The sequence below is a fragment of the Phenylobacterium sp. genome, assembly GCF_036963605.1.
Classification (GTDB): domain Bacteria; phylum Pseudomonadota; class Alphaproteobacteria; order Caulobacterales; family Caulobacteraceae; genus Phenylobacterium.
In genome coordinates this window covers 1-18,349 of sequence record NZ_JBALUY010000072.1, presented here as the reverse complement: position 1 = coordinate 18,349, position 18,349 = coordinate 1, and the positions used below count along the sequence as shown (strand labels likewise).

At 68.4% G+C, this 18,349-nt stretch carries 22 protein-coding genes and 1 other RNA gene; 13 read left to right on the top strand and 10 right to left on the bottom strand.

The features are described from left to right. The first annotated feature begins 18 nt into the window (after positions 1-18). The 6 genes from V7702_RS13415 (at position 19) to yihA (ending at position 4,057) form a co-directional block, all read left to right on the top strand. On the top strand, positions 19-156 hold the full coding sequence (locus tag V7702_RS13415; RefSeq protein WP_335650606.1) for a zinc-binding dehydrogenase: 138 nt from the start codon (positions 19-21) through the stop codon (positions 154-156). Between the two features lie 22 nt (positions 157-178). Next, positions 179-928: a type I methionyl aminopeptidase gene (map, locus tag V7702_RS13410; RefSeq protein WP_335650604.1), complete on the top strand. Its 750-nt coding sequence runs from the start codon at positions 179-181 to the stop codon at positions 926-928. A gap of 93 nt (positions 929-1,021) precedes the next feature. Further along, on the top strand, positions 1,022-1,156 hold the full coding sequence (gene rpmH, locus V7702_RS13405) for a 50S ribosomal protein L34 (RefSeq protein WP_293317463.1): 135 nt from the start codon (positions 1,022-1,024) through the stop codon (positions 1,154-1,156). A 35-nt stretch (positions 1,157-1,191) separates the two neighbouring features. Further along, entirely contained in the window at positions 1,192-1,590 is a 399-nt protein-coding gene (rnpA, locus tag V7702_RS13400) for a ribonuclease P protein component (protein ID WP_335650603.1), read from the top strand. A 14-nt stretch (positions 1,591-1,604) separates the two neighbouring features. Next, positions 1,605-3,404, top strand: a complete 1,800-nt coding sequence (gene yidC / locus V7702_RS13395; RefSeq protein WP_335650602.1) for a membrane protein insertase YidC — start codon at positions 1,605-1,607, stop codon at positions 3,402-3,404. Further along, positions 3,401-4,057 (top strand): ribosome biogenesis GTP-binding protein YihA/YsxC, encoded by a 657-nt coding sequence (yihA, locus tag V7702_RS13390; protein ID WP_305285691.1) that lies wholly within the window; start codon positions 3,401-3,403, stop codon positions 4,055-4,057. Before yidC ends, yihA begins: the two co-directional genes overlap by 4 nt. 18 nt (positions 4,058-4,075) lie before the next feature. Here yihA and V7702_RS13385 read toward each other — a convergent pair whose 3' ends face one another. Further along, positions 4,076-5,365, bottom strand: coding sequence for a Xaa-Pro dipeptidase (locus tag V7702_RS13385; RefSeq protein WP_442958421.1), 1,290 nt, complete (start codon positions 5,363-5,365; stop codon positions 4,076-4,078). A 188-nt stretch (positions 5,366-5,553) separates the two neighbouring features. Between V7702_RS13385 and argB the strand changes: the two genes are divergently transcribed. The 4 genes from argB (at position 5,554) to V7702_RS13365 (ending at position 8,740) form a co-directional block, all read left to right on the top strand. Further along, entirely contained in the window at positions 5,554-6,468 is a 915-nt protein-coding gene (argB, locus tag V7702_RS13380) for an acetylglutamate kinase (RefSeq protein ID WP_335650601.1), read from the top strand. Next, positions 6,465-7,127: a pyrimidine 5'-nucleotidase gene (locus V7702_RS13375; RefSeq protein ID WP_335650600.1), complete on the top strand. Its 663-nt coding sequence runs from the start codon at positions 6,465-6,467 to the stop codon at positions 7,125-7,127. Before argB ends, V7702_RS13375 begins: the two co-directional genes overlap by 4 nt. Beyond that, a complete protein-coding gene (dapD, locus tag V7702_RS13370) occupies positions 7,127-7,966 on the top strand; it encodes a 2,3,4,5-tetrahydropyridine-2,6-dicarboxylate N-succinyltransferase (RefSeq protein WP_335650599.1) in 840 nt (279 codons plus the stop codon). The genes V7702_RS13375 and dapD overlap by 1 nt, the downstream gene beginning before the upstream one ends. Positions 7,967-8,308: 342 nt before the next feature. Then, positions 8,309-8,740, top strand: a complete 432-nt coding sequence (locus tag V7702_RS13365) for a hypothetical protein (protein WP_335650598.1) — start codon at positions 8,309-8,311, stop codon at positions 8,738-8,740. 24 nt (positions 8,741-8,764) lie between these two features. On the opposite strand, the gene V7702_RS13360 is transcribed toward V7702_RS13365, so the two are convergent. Further along, a complete protein-coding gene (locus tag V7702_RS13360; RefSeq protein WP_335650597.1) occupies positions 8,765-9,289 on the bottom strand; it encodes a hypothetical protein in 525 nt (174 codons plus the stop codon). A gap of 281 nt (positions 9,290-9,570) precedes the next feature. On the opposite strand from V7702_RS13360, the gene dapE reads away from it, so the two are divergent. Next, positions 9,571-10,728, top strand: a complete 1,158-nt coding sequence (gene dapE / locus V7702_RS13355; RefSeq protein WP_335650596.1) for a succinyl-diaminopimelate desuccinylase — start codon at positions 9,571-9,573, stop codon at positions 10,726-10,728. On the opposite strand, the gene truA is transcribed toward dapE, so the two are convergent. Together truA and fmt are read right to left on the bottom strand one after the other, a co-directional pair. Then, on the bottom strand, positions 10,698-11,462 hold the full coding sequence (gene truA, locus V7702_RS13350) for a tRNA pseudouridine(38-40) synthase TruA (RefSeq protein ID WP_335650595.1): 765 nt from the start codon (positions 11,460-11,462) through the stop codon (positions 10,698-10,700). The genes dapE and truA overlap by 31 nt on opposite strands. Further along, positions 11,462-12,388: a methionyl-tRNA formyltransferase gene (fmt, locus tag V7702_RS13345; RefSeq protein WP_335650594.1), complete on the bottom strand. Its 927-nt coding sequence runs from the start codon at positions 12,386-12,388 to the stop codon at positions 11,462-11,464. The genes truA and fmt overlap by 1 nt, the downstream gene beginning before the upstream one ends. A 99-nt stretch (positions 12,389-12,487) precedes the next feature. Between fmt and V7702_RS13340 the strand changes: the two genes are divergently transcribed. Then, a complete protein-coding gene (locus tag V7702_RS13340; RefSeq protein ID WP_335650593.1) occupies positions 12,488-12,754 on the top strand; it encodes a hypothetical protein in 267 nt (88 codons plus the stop codon). A 90-nt stretch (positions 12,755-12,844) separates the two neighbouring features. On the opposite strand, the gene def is transcribed toward V7702_RS13340, so the two are convergent. The 6 genes from def to ffs form a co-directional block, all read right to left on the bottom strand. Then, on the bottom strand, positions 12,845-13,354 hold the full coding sequence (gene def, locus V7702_RS13335; RefSeq protein ID WP_335650592.1) for a peptide deformylase: 510 nt from the start codon (positions 13,352-13,354) through the stop codon (positions 12,845-12,847). A 55-nt stretch (positions 13,355-13,409) separates the two neighbouring features. Further along, entirely contained in the window at positions 13,410-14,690 is a 1,281-nt protein-coding gene (rmuC, locus tag V7702_RS13330) for a DNA recombination protein RmuC (RefSeq protein WP_335650591.1), read from the bottom strand. A gap of 272 nt (positions 14,691-14,962) precedes the next feature. Next, complete coding sequence (recR, locus tag V7702_RS13325; protein ID WP_335650590.1) at positions 14,963-15,565, bottom strand: recombination mediator RecR; 603 nt, start codon at positions 15,563-15,565, stop codon at positions 14,963-14,965. A 10-nt stretch (positions 15,566-15,575) separates the two neighbouring features. Then, positions 15,576-15,902 (bottom strand): YbaB/EbfC family nucleoid-associated protein, encoded by a 327-nt coding sequence (locus tag V7702_RS13320; RefSeq protein ID WP_304715251.1) that lies wholly within the window; start codon positions 15,900-15,902, stop codon positions 15,576-15,578. A gap of 3 nt (positions 15,903-15,905) precedes the next feature. Continuing rightward, a complete protein-coding gene (locus V7702_RS13315) occupies positions 15,906-17,705 on the bottom strand; it encodes a DNA polymerase III subunit gamma/tau (protein WP_335650589.1) in 1,800 nt (599 codons plus the stop codon). Positions 17,706-17,726: 21 nt separating this feature from the next. Next, positions 17,727-17,825, bottom strand: an RNA gene (ffs, locus tag V7702_RS13310) — signal recognition particle sRNA small type. Positions 17,826-17,885: 60 nt separating this feature from the next. On the opposite strand from ffs, the gene V7702_RS13305 reads away from it, so the two are divergent. After that, on the top strand, positions 17,886-18,349 hold a 464-nt coding region (locus V7702_RS13305; RefSeq protein WP_335650588.1), incomplete at its 3' end, for an NUDIX-like domain-containing protein.

Sequence of the window (18,349 nt, the reverse complement as noted above, 5' to 3'; positions counted from 1 at the left end):
CGCGAGAACCAGGCTGCGATCTGGGCCCTGGCCGAGTCCGGCCAGGTCACCCCCCGGATCCATGCTGAATATCCCCTGGCCGACTGGCGCACCGCCTTCGACAGCCTGGCCCTGCGCCAGGTGGTCGGCAAGGCCGTCATCCGCCCAGACCTCTGACCCACATCCCGAAAGATCCGCCATGACCATCACCAGCCAGGAAGACCTGGAAAAGCTCAAGGTCATCGGCCGCCTGGTCGCCCAGACCCTGGAGGCCATGGGAAAGGCCCTGGAGCCCGGCATGACCACCGCAGAGCTCGACGCCATCGGGCGGGGCCTTCTGGAGGCGCGAGGGGCGCGGCCGGCCCCTGAGCTCACCTACGGCTTTCCGGGCGCCACCTGCATCTCGGTGGGGCCTGACGTGGCCCATGGCATCCCGGGCGACCAGAGGATTGCCGCCGGAGACCTGGTGAACATCGACGTCTCGGCCGAGCTGGACGGCTATTTCGGCGACACGGGCGCCAGCTTCGCTGTGCCGCCGGTCTCCCGGAAGGTGGAGCGCCTGTGCCGCGATGGCCGCCGGGCCATGTGGAGCGGCATCCGCGCGGTGCGTCCGGGCGCGCCGCTGAACGCCATCGGCCGCAGCATCGAGGGCTTCGCCCACAAGAACGGCTACAGCCTGATCCGCAACCTCGCCAGCCACGGGGTTGGCCGGTCCCTGCATGAGGAGCCCGAGAGCATCCCGACCTGGTATGAGCCGGGCGATCGGCGTCAGATCACCGAGGGCCTGGTCTTCACCATCGAGCCCTTCCTGGCGCTGGGCGAAGACTGGGTGGACGAGCTGGACGATGGCTGGACATTGCGGCCCACCGGCGGCGGCCCGGCGGTGCAGTACGAGCATACGCTGGTGGCGACCCGCAACGGTCCGATCATCATGACCCTGGCCAATTGAGCGACAATCGGCCTTTTCCACAGCGGAGCGGTTGACGGGGCCAGGTGGTTGGCGTATCTCCGCGCCTCGTTTTTCTGAGCTGGAGCCAACAACGTGAAGCGGACATATCAGCCGTCGCGACTCGTGCGTAAGCGCCGTCACGGCTACCGCGCGCGCATGGCCACCAAGAATGGCCAAAAGGTCATTCAGCGCCGCCGCGCCAAGGGCCGCAAGCGTCTGAGCGCCTAAGGGCGTTCGCTGAGCGGCAGAATTGAGGTGTCGGCGTGACCGACGCCCCTATCAAGATCGAGCGCCTGCGTAAGCGTCCAGACTTTCTGGCCGCCGCGCGGGCGTTTTCGTGCGCCCGGGGCGCGGTGGTCGTGCAGGCCCGCGACCGGGCCGACGACACAGCTCTGGTCCGGGTGGGCTTCACCGCCACCCGCAAGGTGGGCGGCGCCGTGGTTCGCAACCGCGCCAAGCGCCGCATGCGGGCCGCCGCCCATGAGGTTTTGCCCGGCTTGGCGCGCCCCGGATTCGACTATGTTCTCATCGCCAGGAGCGGCGCGCCGGCCAGAGCCTGGCCGCGTTTGCTTGACGATGTGAAAAGCGCGCTGATAAGCCTCGCGACCGAAAGCGACCGGCAGGCGCGTCCGTCTGCGACCGCAACCCCTCCTCCCGCCTGAGCGCGCTGACCTCCATGCAAAATGACAATACCCGCAACACGATCCTGTTCGTGGTCAGCGCCATCATCGTGCTGGTGGTCTACCAGTTCCTGGTGATCGAGCCTGCGGCCAAGCGCCAGCAGGCCGAAGCCGCCCGGGCCGCCGCCGACGCCCCCGTGGCGCCGGGCACCAATCCCGTCGGCCGCGACCCCAACCTGCCCTCCAGTCCGGCCCAGTTGGCCGACCGCGCCACCGTAGTGGCGCGCACCGCCCGGGTTCCGGTGGCGACCCCATCCCTGACCGGTTCCATCGCCCTGCGCGGCGCGCGGATCGATGATCTGTTCCTCAACAACTACAAGGTCAGCGTCGAGTCCGACGCCGATCCCGTTGAGCTGCTCCGGCCCGAGGGCGCGGAATACGCCTGGTTCGCCGAGCTCGGCTGGACCGGGGCCAACCTCACCGGCCTGCCCACCCCCGACACCCGCTGGACCCTGGTGGAAGGCGATCGCCTGGCGCCGGACTCGCCGGTCACCCTTCGCCACACCAACGGCCAGGGCCTGACCTTCACCCGCCAGATTTCGGTGGACGACCGCTACATGTTCACCGTGACCGACACGGTGGCCAACACCGGCCAGGGCTCGGTGACGCTCGCCCCCTATGGCTCGGTGCAGCGCCAGGGCGTCCCCGCCGACCTCGGCAAGAACCAGATCGTGCATGAAGGCGCCGTGGGCTGGCTGGGCGAGGAGCTGCGCCTGGTGAAGTACAACAAGTGGGCCAAGGACGGCGGGCCCGAGGTCACCTCTCAGGGCGGTTGGCTCGGCATCACCGACAAGTACTGGCTGGCGGCCCTGATCCCCGATCAGGACGAGACCCTGAAGGGCGAGTTCCGCGTCACCAGCGCCGGCCCCGTGGAGATCTTCGAGGCCAACTATGTGGGCCAACCCCGGACCATCGCGTCAGGTCGCCAGATCACCGAGACCACCCGTTTCTTCGCTGGCGCCAAGACCGTGCCGGTGCTCAAGGCCTATGAGACCGACCTGAACATCCCCCGGCTGGACGCCGCCGTCGACTGGGGCAACTTCTGGTTCCTGACCCGGCCGCTGTTCAGCTTCCTGCACTTCATCTATCAGCACATCGGCAATGTCGGCCTCGCCATCCTGGCCCTGACCGTCGTGGTGAAGCTGATCTTCTTCCCGCTGGCCAACAAGAGCTACGAATCGCTCACCAAGATGAAGAAGGTGCAGCCCCAGATCGAGGAGCTGCGCAAGAAGTACAAGGACGACCCGGCCAAGCAGCAACAGGAGCTTCTGGGTCTCTACAAGACCGAGAAGATCAATCCCCTGACCGGCTGCCTGCCCATGCTGGTGCAGATCCCGGTATTCTATGCGCTCTACAAGGTGCTGACCGTCACCATCGAGATGCGGCACGCGCCCTTCTTCGGTTGGATCCAGGATCTGTCGTCGAGGGATCCGACGACCATCTTCAACCTGTTCGGCGCCATCCCCTGGGACCCGGCGACCCTGCCGATGATCGGCGGCATCATGAACGGCCCGCTGCACCTGGGCGTCCTGCCGCTGCTCTATGGCTTCACCATGTGGCTGACCACGGCCATGAACCCGCCGGCCACTGACCCGATCCAGCAGCGGATCTTCCAGCTGATGCCGGTGATGTTCACCTTCATCATGGCGCCTTTCGCCGCGGGCCTGCTGATCTACTGGATCTGGAACAACATCCTGACCATCGCCCAGCAGTACATCATCATGCGACGCTTCCAGGTCGACAACCCGATCGACAGCCTGATCAACCGCTTCAAGGGCAAGAAGGCGGTCACTTGAGCGCCCCTGACGAACTCTTCGACGACGCGGCCCTGGAGGCCGCCCGCATCCTCTTCGCCCGCAAGGCGGAGTTCATGATGGGCGCCGTCGCCATGGACGGCCTGCCGGCCCCGGACCTGCCGGAAGTCGCCTTCGCCGGCCGCTCCAACGTGGGCAAGTCGTCGCTGATCAACGCCCTGGTGGGCCACAAGCACCTGGCGCGGGCGTCCAATTCACCCGGCCGGACCCGCGAGGTGAACTTCTTCGTGCTGGACGAGCGGCTGCGGCTGGTGGACCTGCCGGGCTATGGCTTCGCCCGGGCCTCGCGCACCGAGGTCAAGAAGTTCCAGAACCTGGGCCGGGACTATCTCCGCGGCCGGCCCAACCTGAAGCGCGCCTATCTGCTGATCGACGCCCGCCATGGGCTGAAAGAGGTGGACGGCGACCCGATGGACGCCTTCGACCGAGCCGCGGTCTCCTATCAGATCGTCCTGACCAAGGCCGACAAGCTGCGCCCCGCCGCGGTGGAGGACGTCCGGCGCCGCACCGAGGCGGCCATCGCCAAGCGCCCGGCCGCCTTCCCGCGGGTGATCGCCACCTCGGCGGAGACCGCCGCCGGTCTGGCCGAGCTGCGGGCCGAGATCGCCGCAGCCTGCGAGATCACCGAGGTCTAGGCGACGGGCGTAGGGGCCTCAGGGCGCCTTCACCGTCTCGCCGCCCTTCATCACGAACACCGGCGCCTCCAGCAGGGTGACGTCGGCCAGGGGATCGCCGGTCACGCCGACCAGGTCGCCCCAGGCGCCGGGCGCCACGACCCCTACCTCACCGGCTTGGCCCAGGGCCTCAGCGGCGTTTACCGTCGCCGTCTGGATAGCCTGCAACGGGGTCGCCCCATAACGGACCATGACCGCGAACTGACGGCCATTCTGTCCGTGGGGATAAACGCCCGCGTCGGTGCCATAGACCATCTTCACCCCGGCTTTGAGGGCCTTGCGGAAGTTCTCCCGCTGGATCTCGGCGATGTCGCGATCCTTGCGCAGATTGTCCTCCAACACGCCATTCTTGCGCCCCTCGGACTGGGTGTATTCGGTGTTGTAGATGTCCATGCTGAACCAGGCGCCGTGTTCGCGGGCCAGGCGGATGCCCTCGTCGTCCACCAGGCTGGCGTGCTCGATGGTGTCGACGCCCCCGAGGATGGCCGCACGGATTCCAGGCGCCCCGTGCGCATGGGCGGCCACCTTCATGCCGGCCATATGGGCGGCTTCGGTGACGGCCTTGATCTCTTCGATCGCCAGCTGCTGGGCGCCGGGCTCCGATCCCCGGGAGAAGACCCCGCCGGTGGCGCAGATCTTGATCACCTGGGCTCCATACTTGCGCAGCGTGCGGACGTTGCGCCGGGCCGCCTCCGGACCGTCGGCCACATAGGGGCTCTTCTCGTCCATCGACGGCGGGAAGAAGGTGGAGTCGCAGTGCCCGCCGGTCGCCCCGAACGAATAGGCCGCCGTGACGATGCGGGGGCCAGGGATATGCCCCTCGGCGATCGCCTCGCGCAGGCCCACATCGCCATAGAACTCGGAGCCCACGTTGCGCACCGTGGTGAAGCCAGCCTCGAGCGTGTCCTTCGCGCTGCGGGTCCCCACCGCCGTCCAGAAGGCGTCGGAGAACTGCAGATAGTTGTAGCCGCCATAAACCGGGGTCGAGGTGAGGTGGACATGCATATCGATCAGACCCGGCAGCAGGGTGACGCCAGGCAGGTCCACTCGCTTGGCGCCGGCTGGATCAGCCGGGACCTGGGCGGCGCTCGCCACCTGGGTGACCTTACCGTTGGTGATCACCACCACCGGATCGGCGAGCATGCGTCCGCTGGCCGGGTCGAGCAACTGAGCCGCCCGCACGACGACGGTTTGCGCCTGAGCCCCGAACGCCATGACGCTCACGACCACGGCGCCCAGCAGGCTGTTTCGAAGAATGTCCTTGCCCATGGGCCTGTCCCCCGACTCGCAGGTCCCCTCTGGACCCCATCCGGGCATAGGCGTGCGGCGGGGCGGCGTCGATTCGAGATTCATGCCCCGGGGTGGCGCCGTCGCCGGCGCCGAAGCTGCGGGCGGCGGGTGACACAGAAGCCGTCGTCGGCTATCGGGGCCATCCAAGTCCTGGGAGCCGCCGCGACGTGACCGACACCTCCGAAGAAGAAGGCTGGGCGACGGCCCGCACCCTGGCCGAGGCCCTGCCCTTCATCCAGCACTACGACCGCGAAACCGTGGTCATCAAGTATGGCGGGCACGCCATGGGCGAAGAGTCGGTGGCCAAGCTGTTCGCCGCCGATGCGGTGCTGCTGAAGATGCTCGGCGTCCATCCGGTGGTGGTCCACGGCGGCGGGCCGCAGATCTCCCGCATGCTGGACAAGGCCGGCGTGAAGTCGAGCTTCGTGGACGGGCTGCGGGTCACCGATGCGGCGACCATGGAGGTCGCCGAGATGGTGCTGTCGGGCGCCATCAATAAGGAGATCGCCAACTGGATCACCCTGGCCGGCGCTGAGGCCGATGTCCGCGGCGTGGGACTGTCGGGCAAGGACGCGCGGCTGATCACGGTCGAGAAGGCCGTCCGCACCCGCAAGGATCCTGACAGCCAGATCGAGCAGGCCGTGGACCTGGGCTTTGTGGGCGAACCCACCAAGATCGATCCCAAGCTGATCGAGGCCCTGATCTATGCCGATGAGGACTATGTCCCCGTCATCGCCCCGATCGGCGTCTCCAAGGCCGGCGAGACTTACAATATCAACGCCGACACCGTGGCCGGCGCCCTGGCCGGCGCCCTGCGGGCCAAGCGCATGCTGCTGCTCACTGACGTCAAGGGCGTGCTGGACGCCAACGGCCAGCTGATCCGCGAGATGAACCTCGCCCAGGCCCGCGAAGCCATCGCCTCCGGCGTCGCCACTGGCGGTATGATCCCCAAGCTGGAGACGGCGATCAACGCCGTGGAGTCCGGGGTGCAGGCCGTGGTCATCCTCGACGGCCGGCGGCCCCACGCCATGCTGGTGGAGCTGTTCTCCGAGCACGGCGCCGGGACCCTGATCTCGGCATGAGCGCCGACCTCGTCCACGTCGACACCTGGCTGTTCGACCTCGACAACACCCTCTATCCGGCCGAGTCCGGCTTCATGGGCCAGATCGAGACGCGGATGACCGAGTTCGTGGTCAAGGTCACCGGGCTGCCGACGGACGAGGCCTATGCGCTCCAGAAGCGCTACCTGGTCGAACACGGCCTGACCCTTCGCGGCATGATGGAGCACCACGGCGTGGAGCCCGCCGAGTTCAACGCCCTGTTTCACGACCTTTCCCTGGAAGCCCTGGCCCACGACGCCGAACTGCTGGCGGCGCTGGACCGCCTGCCCGGCCGCCGGCTGATCTTCACCAACGCCGACGCCTTCCACGCCGAGCGGGTCCTGACCCATTTGGGCCTGCACCACCTGTTCGAAGACGTCTTCCACATCGACTCCTTCGGTTTCCGGCCCAAGCCCGATCCGGCCGCCTTCCAGGCCATGCTGGACGCCCACGGGTTGGAGCCTGCGGCCACGGCCTTCTTCGAGGATTCCGAGCGCAATCTGGCGCCGGCCGCCGCTCTTGGCATGACCACTGTACTGGTGGGGGCCCATGCCGGCGCCTCGACCGCCCCCTTTGTTCAACATCGCACCGAAAAGCTGGCGCCGTTCCTGGCGACCGCACGCCTCAGGGAGACCCGCTGATGACCGCGCTCACCTTCGACGACCTCAAGACCGAGATCGAATCCGCCTGGGAGGCCCGCGATGGGATTTCCACGGCCACCAAGGGGCCGGTGCGCACGGCGGTGGACGAGACCCTGCGCCTTCTGGACGAAGGCCGCCTGCGTGTGGCCGAACGGGCCGACGACGGCCAGTGGGAGGTTCGCCAGTGGGCCAAGCAGGCGATCCTGCTGTCCTTCCGCCTGAATCCCAACAGCGTCATGCACGCCGGCGCGCCTGGCCCCTACTGGGACAAGGTCCCGACCAAGTTCGACGGCTGGGACGCCCCGCAGTTCCAGGAGGCCGGCTTCCGAGCCGTGCCGGGCGCCGTGGTCCGCCGCGGCTCGTACATCGGCAGGAACGTGGTGCTGATGCCGTCCTTCGTAAACATCGGCGCCTATGTGGACGAAGGAACCATGGTCGACACCTGGGCCACGGTCGGCTCCTGCGCCCAGATCGGCAAGGGTGTGCACATTTCTGGCGGCGCCGGCATCGGCGGCGTGCTGGAGCCGCTTCAGGCCAATCCGACCATTGTGGAGGACGGCTGCTTCATCGGCGCCCGTTCCGAGGTGGCCGAGGGCGTGATCGTCCGTGAGGGTGCGGTGCTGTCCATGGGCGTCTTCATCACGGCCTCGACAAAGATCATCGATCGCAAGACCGGCCAGACCTATCGCGGCGAGGTTCCCGCCTATTCCGTCGTGGTGCCAGGGTCGCTGCCCGACCCGCATGGCGTGGGGCCGTCTCTCTATTGCGCGGTCATCGTCAAGACGGTCGACGCCCAGACTCGGTCAAAGACCAGCGTCAACGAGCTGCTCCGCGATTAAAAAACCGCCGCTGTCGCCGCCTTCCGCATCAAGGCCTGCTCGCCCCTGGCGCGATGCGCCCAACCGGGCGTCACCCGCTCATTTTGAGCGCGGGGATTGTTTCCCGTTATGGGCGAGTAGACTAGGTTGTTCGTCAGGAGCGGGGGGCGGTTCTATTCTTGGTTAACAAAGTCTTCCCCCTCAGCTGACACAGTGATCTGAATAGAATCGTCCTCCGCTTCGCCTAATTGTTGACAGGCTTTCGTTGTTCTTGCGGCGAGGCTCACATCCGGAGCGATGGCTATGTTTTCGTTAACCTCGAATTCTCAATCGCTCTCCCTACGGGATGCGGCGGATGAGACCATGGGCGTGCCTGCCGAGGCCCGTGGCTGGAGCGAGCCCAGTCCGGGCTATCTGGACCAGGACGCGCAGCGTTTCTTCTACCGTTGGGGCGGGCAGCTCTCAGCGGCCCTGATCCGGATCCGATCCCGATTTGATGGCGATCTCGACCAGTACGTCCTCTATCTGACCTTCCTGCTCTCGGAATTGGCCGAGACGATCAACGGTGAAGCCGGCGTCCCCCGCGAGCCCCGCGGCCTGAATGCGCTCAGCCTTTCGGAGATCACCGGCATTCCCCGCGAAAGCGCTCGTCGCAAGCTGCTCATCCTGGCGGCCAACGGCTATCTTAACCGCGACGCCGATGGCCTCTTCACCCTGGGCGACCGCTATGGCCTGGACGCCTTCTTCACCGAACTGAAGCCGCTCTTCTGGGACGCCGTCCGCACGCCGCGCTAGGAGGGCTGGGGGCTACGCCCCCACTCAGCCAACTTCGTCCATCCAGCGCCAAAGACCACGGATAGCCAAGGCCCGCATGGCGGCGTCCTCGGACTGCAGCACTGGCAGGCCGGCATAGGCCAGGCAGTCGTTCAGCGTCAGCGGCTCGTGCGCCGAGACCTCCAGGCCGATCCGTCGCGCCGTCTGCTGGAACCGCCGCCAGGCGCACTCGACGCCAGCCGCAGAACGGACGGCGCCATAGGGCAGAAGCCCTCCTTGCAAGACCCGCTGATACCCGACCAGAGTGGCCCCGCCACACAGTCGTGTCGCGATATGATCGAACGCGTCTGCGTCCAGGGGTTCCATGGCCAGATCTTCGGCGCGCGCGCCGAACATGATCGCCGCCGGCGCCTGCGACCGGACGAAGGCGCTCATCACCACATTGCCGCGATCATCAGCGAAGGCGTACTGCAGAACATGGTCGCGACCTTGCACGCCCAGCGACCGCACAACAAAGTAGAGGTGGTCAGTCGCCGCGGCGTTGCGGCGGCGATAACGTCGCCCAAACACCGAATGCTCTGGCGGCCGATGATTTTCGGCTGTCGACCTTAGGGCCATACCCATTCTTAACTTACATGGGGCGGGCGATCGGCGGCCAAATATCTCTGCAATGTTCATCACGCACCTCCATTTACTGGAGCATCTAAGCAGCTATCCATTTCCCTCGAAACGCAGATGGTCCCTACACTGAGATGATTATTGCAGATTAATCATCTCATCCTGGGCGCGGCCTATTGCAGCCTGGGGACCACGCCATTGCCCATCCTGCGGCCTGCGGTTACCTGCATGGCATGACCATCCTCGACGCCGTCCGCCTCACCCAGGATCTCATCCGCCGCCCCTCCGTCACGCCTGCCGACGCCGGCGCCATGGATGTGCTGCAAGCCCAGCTCGACGCCCTCGGCTTCGCCTGTCGCCGGATGCGGTTCGGCGAGATCGAGAATCTCTACGCCCGCTGGGGGACGGCGCGGCCGAACCTCTGTTTCGCTGGACATACCGACGTGGTGCCGGTGGGCGACGCCGGCGCCTGGAGCCATGACGCCTTCGCCGCCGAGATCGTCGACGACGTCCTGATCGGCCGTGGCGCGGTGGACATGAAGAGCGCGCTGGCCGCCTTCGCCGCCGCGGCGGGCGCCGCGCTCGCCCGGAACGAGGTGACCGGCTCGCTCTCCTTCCTGATCACCGGCGACGAAGAGGGCATCGCCCTGGACGGCACGCGGAAGGTGGTCGAGGCCCTGATGGCCGAGGGCGAGGCCGTCGATCACTGCGTGGTCGGCGAGCCCACCAGCGCCGAGACCTTTGGCGACATGATCAAGATCGGCCGCCGAGGCTCGATCAACGCCGAGATCGTCGTGGAAGGCCGGCAGGGCCACGTGGCCTATCCCCACCGGGCCGCCAATCCCACGCCGGTGCTGGTGCGCATCCTGGCGGCCCTGGACGCCCATGTGCTGGACGAGGGCTATACGGGCTTCCAGCCCTCGAACCTTGAGATCACCACCATCGACGTGGGCAACGCCGCCACCAACGTCATCCCCGCGATCGCCCGGGCGCGGGTCAACATCCGTTTCAACCCGGCCCATAAAGGCGCGGACCTCGCCGCCTGGATCGACAGCGTCGCGCAGGCTCAGGCTGAGGGCTTCGACGGGACCGTAGGGGTCACCCCGGCCATCAGCGGCGAGGCCTTCCTGACGCCGCCCGGCGACTTCACCGACGTGGTGGCCGCCGCGGTGCGCGATGTGGCCGGCCGCGATCCGGAGCTGTCCACCACCGGCGGAACCTCGGACGCCCGCTTCATCCGCGCCCTGTGCCCGGTGGTCGAACTCGGCCTGGTGGGCAAGACCATGCATGCGGTGGACGAACGCGCGCCGGTGGCCGAGATTCGCGACCTGCAGACGGTCTATGAGCGGCTGATCGCCCGCTACTTCGCGCGGTTCGGCTCGGCCTCGTAGCTCACGCCGACCAGATAGAGGCCTGTGGCCGGCGCCACCGGGCCACACGCCCGACGATCTCGGGCGGCCAGGGCTTCGGCCACATCGGCCGCGCTCCAACGTCCCAGACCTACCTCGGCCAGGGTGCCGGTCATGGACCGGACCTGCCGGTGGAGGAAGGAGCGCGAGGCGAACTCCAGGATCACCTCCTCGCCTTCGCGACGCACGCGGGCCACGTCCAGGGTCTTCATCGGCGACTTGGCCTGGCACTGCAAGTCGCGGAAGGTGGTGAAGTCGTGATGGCCGACCAGGGCCTGGGCCGCGGCATGCATGGCGTCGGCGTCCAGCGGCTTCTTCACATGCCAGACCCGGCCCCAGTCCAAGGCCGGCGGCGCCTTGCGGCAGAGTATCCGGTAGCTATAGCGCCGCTCGATCGCCGAGAAGCGCGCGTGCCATCGGGGGTCCTCGACCTGCTCGGCCGACAGGATGGAGATGGGCTCAGGAACGAGATGGGCGTTGAGGGCGTCGCGGACCACATCGGCCTTCCAGGCCTTGTCGAGGTCTAGGTGAACGACCTGCCCTATCGCGTGGACGCCGGTGTCGGTGCGGCCCGCCGCCTGCAGCCGCAGGTCCTGCCCGCAGAAGCCCTTAACCGCCTTCTCGATCGCGCCCTGAACCGAGGCCAGGCCGGCCTGGGCCTGGAAGCCCCGATAGGGTCGTCCGTCATACTCGACGGTGAGTTTGTAGCGAGGCATCAGCTGAGCTTCGTCCCCGCCGGCAAGGGGAAGCCCCGCAGGAAGACGTCGGCCTCCTGCGGACCGCGGCCTTCCCGCTGCAGACGCAGCAGGCGCACCGCACCCTCGCCGCACGCCACCAGCAGATCATCGTCCAGCACCTCGCCGGGCGCGCCTGCACCCTCCTCGCGGACGCAGGCCAGAACCTTGACGCGCACGAGTCCCTTTTCGCCGGACGCCTCGAACCAGGCGCCGGGAAAGGGCGACAGGCCGCGGATCTGACCATCGACGCGGGCCGCCGGCCGGGACCAGTCGATGCGGGCGGTCTTGGGGCGGATCTTCTTGGCGTAGGTGACGCCTTCGGTCCCTTGCGGGACTTCTTCGGCGATGCCGGCTTCGATCTTCGGCAGGGTCTGCGCGAGCAGGTCGGCGCCCAGCTCAGCCAGACGGTCATGTATATCGCCGGCGGTGTCCCGGGCCCCAATGCGCACCGTGGCCGTCGCCAGCACCGGGCCTTCGTCCAGCCCCTCGGTCATCCGCATCACCTGGACGCCGGTGATCTCGTCGCCGGCCATCACCGCACGCTGGATGGGGGCGGCGCCGCGCCAGCGCGGCAACAGCGAGCCGTGCAGGTTGAAAGCCCCGAGCCGGGGCGCGTCGAGCACCTCAGCGGTCAGGATCTGGCCGTAGGCGACCACGCAGGCCGCGTCGAGGTCCAGGGCGCGAAACACCTCGATCTCCGCGGCATCGCGCATCGAGGCCGGGGTGCGCACCGGCAGCCCATGCTCCAGGGCGAAGGCGTGCACCGGCGAGGGCTTGAGCGTCTGGCCGCGCCCGCGGGGCGCAGGCGGCTGGGAATAGACGCACGCGATGTCGTGGCCGGCCGCCACGAGGCGGGCCAGGGCGACGACGGCGAAGTCAGGGGTACCGAGAAAGGCGAGGCGCATGGACGCCGTTTACCGCGCCCCGTAGGGTGCGCAAAGCCGGGGGAATGATCTGACACGCGCGACCGTTCTTCATCGGCTTCAGGAGAAGAGGAGACATCCATGCGCACGACCCTGACCGCCATCACCTTCGCCGCCGCCGCCCTGGCGCTCGCCGCCTGCTCCCAGGCCGACCAGAACGAAGCCGAGGCCAATGCCGACGAAATGGCCGCGGAGGCCAGCCAGGCCGCCTCCGAGGCCGCCGACGCGGCTCAGGACGCCGCCGCCGAGGCTGCGGCCATGGCTGAGGACGCCGCCCATGAGGCCGGCGAAGCCATGGAAGCGGCAGGCGACAATATGAGCGACTCCGCCGACGACGCGACCAACTGAGGATCGAGCCTCAGACACGATGAAGGGCGGCGCGTCTGATGCGCCGCCCTTTTTCTTTGGCGCTGAATTCGAGTCCTCGGCCTGGCCGCCTCAGGCCGCGCGCGCCTGCTTCTTGACCTTGGCCACGGCGCGGTCGCGCTTCAGGCGCGACAGGTGGTCGATGAACAGGACGCCTTCCAGGTGGTCCATCTCGTGCTGAATGCAGACGGCGAACAGGCCCTCGGCGTCCTCCTCCACCTGCTCCCCCTGATAGTTGAGGTAGCGCAGCTTGACCTTGGAGGGGCGATCGACCTCGTCATAGATGTCGGGGATCGAGAGGCAGCCCTCCTCATAGGGGGCGGTGTCGTCTGACGCCCAGAGGATCTCGGGGTTCACGTAATAGCGCGGCTGGCGCTCCTCGTCGGGGCCAGCGATGTCCATGACGATCACCCGCTTGGGCACGCCGACCTGGATGGCGGCCAGTCCGATGCCCGGCGCGGCGTACATGGTCTCCAGCATGTCGTCCATGAGGGCGCGCAACTCGTCGTCCACGGCGGCGACAGGCTGCGAGACCTGCTTGAGGACCGGATTGGGGACAGTGAGGATTTCGCGGATAGCCATGATCGGGAGGTAAGGGGCCAGCCTGCAAGCGTCAAGGTCAGGGAGGCCCCAGCCGCTAACCGTCGTCGCCCACGGCCCGGATGCGTGGCGCAGGCTCGGTCTCGCTCGTCAGCTTGGCCAGGGGCCGGACCGCGGTCTCGATGGGGCTGAGCTCGGGGATCTTCCGGCCCTCGTGGTCGACCTTCAGATCTTCGAAGCGGCGGGCCTGGGTCAGCACCTGGGTCTCCAGGGAGCCGACCATCTGGTTGTACTTGCCGACCGCCTCTTCGAGCTTCTTGCCTACGGCGGCGGCATGGCCGCCCATGACCGACAGGCGCTTGTAAAGCTCGCGGCCCAGCTTGGAGATCTCCTGGGCGTTGGCCGCCTGCTCCTCCACCCGCCAGCCATAGACCACGGCCTTGCACAGGGCGAACAGGGTGGTGGGCGTCACCACCAGCACCCGACGGTCCATGGCCTCGCTCATCAGGTCGGGCGCCCGGTCCAGCGCCGCGGCCAGGAAGCTGTCGCCGGGGATGAACATGGCCACGAAATCGGGCGAGGCCTCGAACTGATCCCAATAGGCCTTGGCCGACAGGCTCTGCATATGGGCCCGCACGCTCTGGGTGTGACGCACGAAGCAGGCCTCGCGCACGGCGTCGTCGGTGGCCTCCTGGGCGTCTAGGAAGGCGTTGAGCGAGCACTTGGCGTCGATCACGAACAGGGCCCCGCCCGGCAGGCGCACGGTGACGTCGGGACGGCGACGGCCCTCCTCAGAGTCGGTGGAGACCTGTTCGTCGAAGTCGTAGCGATGCGAGAGCCCTGCGGCCTCCAGCACATTGCGCAGGGTCTGCTCGCCCCACCGCCCCTGGACGCCGGCCCCCCGGCGAAGCGCCGCCGATAGCTTGCGCGCCTCGTCCTGAGTGGCGACGGACGCGGTCAGCAGTTGGGCGATCTGGGCCTTCAGCCCGCCGGTCTCCTCGGCGCGGGTCTTTTCCACCGCGGTGACCTGCTCCTGGAACTTGGCCAGGGTCTCGGCGACGGGCTTCAGCTGCGCCTCGAGGCGTGCCTGGGCCAGTTGCTCCCGATTGCGGAAGGTCTCTTCCGTGCGCTTGAGCAGGGCCTCGGCCACCACATTGGCCGACTGTGCGGCCTGGTTGCGCAGGATCTCGGCCTGGGCCTCGGACTGGGCCTTGAAGCTGCGCAGCTCCGCCTCGGCGTTGGCGCTGTGGTCGCGCAGGCTCCAGTAGTCGCCCTGCAGTCGGTCGGCTCGGCGGCGCTCCATCAACGCCCAGGCGAATCCGGCCACGGCGGCCAGGGCGCAGACGACGACGGCGACGAGGGAGGCTTCCAGGTTCATGCTCCGTTCCTAGCCGGAGTCGGCGGCCGGGGCCAGGGGGCCGGAAGAAGGCGCCGTCGGCGCATAGGGCCTAGACCCCTATGCGCGGTCACCCTCGGACTTGATCCGAGGGCCCATGAACACCACGGCCACCCCAGTGTTCGTGGATGGTCGGGTCAAGCCCGACCATGACGGTGAGAAGGTGGTGAGGGAGTCGGATCATAGCCCACCCCACGCTCCTCATCCTGAGGTGCGAGCGCCAGCGAGCCTCGAAGGACGTAAGGCCCTCCGCCTCAGGCCGGACGGCGGGCCCGCAGGGCCTGGGCGATGGTGCCGTCGTCGAGCCAGTCCAATTCGCCGCCGACGGGCACCCCGCGGGCGAGCATGGAGATGGTCACGCCGCAGGGCGCCAGGCGCTCGGCCAGATAGTGGGCGGTGGTCTGGCCATCCACCGTGGCCGGCAGGGCCAGGATCACCTCGGTGACCTCCGCGGCCTCGGCCCGGGCGACCAGCGAGCCCACCCGCAGGGAGTCAGGCCCGACGCCGTCCAGGGCCGAAAGCAGGCCGCCCATGACGTGGTAGCGACCCCGGAAGGAGCCGCCGCGCTCCATGGCCCAGAGCGCGCCGACCTCCTCGACCACACAGATCAGGCCGCCGTCCCGCTCAGGATCGGCGCAGACGGCGCAGGGGTCGCGGGTGTCCAGGGCGCCGCAGGTCGAGCAGGTCTTCACCCGTTCCGCCGCGTCGGCCAGGGCCTGGGCGAGCGGCGTCAGCAGCTGTTCGCGACGCTTGAGCAGGGCCAGCGTCGCCCGCCTCGCCGATCGCGGCCCCATGCCGGGCAGCTTGGCCAGCAGCGCGATCAGCCGCTCGATCTCGGGTCCGGAGGATGCGGCCAAGGGGCGTCGATCAGAACTTGGGCATGCCGGGCAGGCCCATGCCGGCCAGGGGGCCGGCGGCCTCGCGCATCACCTCGGCCTGCATGGCGTCCAGCTTGCGCTTGGCGTCGGCATGGGCGGCCACCATCAGGTCCGACACCACCTCGCCTTCGCCGGGCGCCAGCAGGCTCTCGTCGAGCACCACGCCGGCCAGTTCGCCCGAGCCGCGCAGGGTCAGCCGCACCATGCCGCCGCCGGACGTGCCCTCGACCGTGGTCTCGGCCAGCCGCGCCTGGGCGTCGGCCAGCTTCTGCTGCATGGCCTGGGCCTGCTTCATCAGGGAGCCAAGGTCCTTCATCGGCTAGTCCTCTTCGGTTTCGCTCTCGTCCTCGCCGGTCGGCTGGACGTCGGGTTGCGGCAGGGCGCGGACGCTGAGGATCTCCGCGCCGGGGAAGGCCTCCATGACGGAACGGACAAAGGGGTCCTGCTCGATCCGTTCGCGGGCCTCGCGCTCCTCGCGCTTCTGCAGCTCCCAGCGGCTTTCGGCCCCGCCGCCGCCCTGGGCGACGATCAGCCAGGGCTGGCCGGTCCATTCCTTGAGCCGTCCGGCCAGGCGCTGGATCAGGGTGTTGGGGGCGCCAGGGGCAGGCTCGAACTCGATGACCCCGGGGCGGAAGGCGATGGGACGCACGAAGCGCTCCACGTCCAGGCGCAGGGAGATGTCGCGCTTCTGCTCGATCAGCGCGATGACGTCCTCGAACCGGCGCAGGCTGATCTCGGCGGTGGGCTGCGCCTGGGGCTGGGCCATCTGGCGGGCCATGGCCGTCGCCCCGCCGCCCGAGCCCATGCCCGAACCACCGCCGCCGCCGCCGCCGCCGGAGGGGCCGGAGCCCCCAGGCAGGGGCTCGCCGGCCTGCAATTTCTTCAACGCCTCTTCCGGGCCGGGCAGGTCGGCGGCGTAGGCCAGGCGGATCAGGGCCATGTCCACGGCTGCGGCCGGATCAGGGGCGCGGCGCACCTCCTCATGGGCCCGAAGCAGGATCTGCCAGACCCGCGACAGGGTGCCGGCCGAGAGGGCCGCGCCGATGGCGGTCAGGCGAGCGGCCTGATCCTTGGGCATGACCAGGGCCTGGGGGCCGACGGCCTTGGCCACAGACGCCGAATGGCAATGCTCCAGCAGGTCACCCATCACCTGAGCCGGGTCGGCGCCATAGCCATAGAGGCTGCGGAAGGTCTCGATGGCGGGGCCGCCCTCGCCCTTCATGGCCTGTTCGAAGAGGCTGATGGTCTGGGCCCGGTCGGCCAGGCCCAGCATGTCGCGGATGGAGACGGCGCTCACCGTCTGGCCCGATTCCGCCTGGACGATAGCCTGGTCGAGCATGGACTGGGCGTCGCGGACCGAACCCTCGGCGGCCCGGGCGATCAGGGTCAGGCCCTCGGCCTCCACCCGCGCGCCCTCGGCCGCGCAGATCATCTCCAGGTTCTTGACGATCACCTCGGGCTCGACCCGGCGCAGGTCGAAGCGCTGGGTGCGCGACAGGATGGTCACCGGCACCTTGCGGATCTCGGTGGTGGCGAAGATGAACTTGGCGTGCGGCGGCGGCTCCTCCAGCGTCTTGAGCAGGGCGTTGAACGCCCCGGTCGAGAGCATGTGGACCTCGTCGATGATGTAGACCTTGTAGCGCGCCTCGACGGGCGCATAGCGCACCCCGTCCAGCAGCTCGCGCATGTCGCCGACGCCGGTGCGGCTGGCGGCGTCCAGCTCCAGCACGTCCATGTGCCGGCCCTCGACAATGGCCCGGCAGTGACGGCCGTCCTGGGAAAGGTCCAGGGTCGGGCCGTGGATGGTGTCCGATTCGTAGTTCAGCGCCCGGGCCAGCAGGCGCGCCGTCGTGGTCTTGCCGACCCCCCGGACGCCGGTAAGCATGAAGGCGTGGGCGATGCGGCCGGCGGAGAAGGCGTTGCGCAGGGTGCGCACCATCGCCTCCTGGCCGAACAGGTCCTCGAAGGTCCGGGGCCGGTACTTCCGCGCAATGACCGTATAGGCCGCGCTCTCCGCCGCAGGCGGCGCAGGCGCCGGCTCGGGGTTTCCAAACATGTCCGTCGTATTCGGATCACGCTCGGGCAGATCGGAATCGAGCGTGATGTCTTCGTCGGCCATGGGGAGAAGGTGAGAGGAAGCGGGTGGAGACCGGACGACGACCCGAAGCGAAACTCGTTACGGCTGCTTCCTTCCGGACCTGACCGGGTTGGCGAGGACTCCGCCCGTCGCCGATCTCCACCCCCAATATCGCGATCGAAGGGGGTGCGTGCAAGCGGCTGCGCAGATAGAACCGCGTTCATGCCTCTCACAGCCTTTCAGAACACCTTCGCCGGCAACCCCCTGGACCGCGCCAGCGAGCGCCGGGGCGACACAGCCTGGCTCGCCGAAATGCAGGCCTCGGCCGAATCGCTGGCCATCGTGCTGTGGAACGGTCGCCCCCTCGTCGAGAAGAGCGCCGAGGGCGGAGTCCAGCTGGCCTATCTGCCAGCCACCATGTCCGACGAACTGGCCGGCGGGGTCGAGCGGCTGCTGTTCATGGGGCTGTGGAAAGACACAGCGGTGTTCGCCGTCGATATCGAGGGCGGGGTGGATCCGGCAGAAGGTCCCCTGCAGGGCCTCGGCGCCTTCGAGGACTTGCGGGCCGTCGCCCTTCGGCTGCCGGGGCCGGAGGCCGCCATCGCCGCCACCGCCAAGTCCATGTTCGAATGGCGCCGCCGCCACCGCCACTGCGCGGCCTGTGGCGAACCCAGCCTGGTGGTGGA

What these genes read in the sequence shown, in the direction of transcription:
- map (WP_335650604.1), top strand. Translation starts at nt 179, where the DNA reads ATGACCATCACCAGCCAGGAAGACCTGGAAAAGCTCAAGGTCATCGGC.
- yidC (WP_335650602.1), top strand. Translation starts at nt 1,605, where the DNA reads ATGCAAAATGACAATACCCGCAACACGATCCTGTTCGTGGTCAGCGCC.
- V7702_RS13385 (WP_442958421.1), bottom strand. Translation starts at nt 5,365, where the DNA reads ATGGGCAAGGACATTCTTCGAAACAGCCTGCTGGGCGCCGTGGTCGTG.
- V7702_RS13375 (WP_335650600.1), top strand. Translation starts at nt 6,465, where the DNA reads ATGAGCGCCGACCTCGTCCACGTCGACACCTGGCTGTTCGACCTCGAC.
- dapD (WP_335650599.1), top strand. Translation starts at nt 7,127, where the DNA reads ATGACCGCGCTCACCTTCGACGACCTCAAGACCGAGATCGAATCCGCC.
- V7702_RS13365 (WP_335650598.1), top strand. Translation starts at nt 8,309, where the DNA reads ATGGGCGTGCCTGCCGAGGCCCGTGGCTGGAGCGAGCCCAGTCCGGGC.
- dapE (WP_335650596.1), top strand. Translation starts at nt 9,571, where the DNA reads ATGACCATCCTCGACGCCGTCCGCCTCACCCAGGATCTCATCCGCCGC.
- truA (WP_335650595.1), bottom strand. Translation starts at nt 11,462, where the DNA reads ATGCCTCGCTACAAACTCACCGTCGAGTATGACGGACGACCCTATCGG.
- fmt (WP_335650594.1), bottom strand. Translation starts at nt 12,388, where the DNA reads ATGCGCCTCGCCTTTCTCGGTACCCCTGACTTCGCCGTCGTCGCCCTG.
- V7702_RS13340 (WP_335650593.1), top strand. Translation starts at nt 12,488, where the DNA reads ATGCGCACGACCCTGACCGCCATCACCTTCGCCGCCGCCGCCCTGGCG.
- def (WP_335650592.1), bottom strand. Translation starts at nt 13,354, where the DNA reads ATGGCTATCCGCGAAATCCTCACTGTCCCCAATCCGGTCCTCAAGCAG.
- rmuC (WP_335650591.1), bottom strand. Translation starts at nt 14,690, where the DNA reads ATGAACCTGGAAGCCTCCCTCGTCGCCGTCGTCGTCTGCGCCCTGGCC.
- V7702_RS13320 (WP_304715251.1), bottom strand. Translation starts at nt 15,902, where the DNA reads ATGAAGGACCTTGGCTCCCTGATGAAGCAGGCCCAGGCCATGCAGCAG.
- V7702_RS13315 (WP_335650589.1), bottom strand. Translation starts at nt 17,705, where the DNA reads ATGGCCGACGAAGACATCACGCTCGATTCCGATCTGCCCGAGCGTGAT.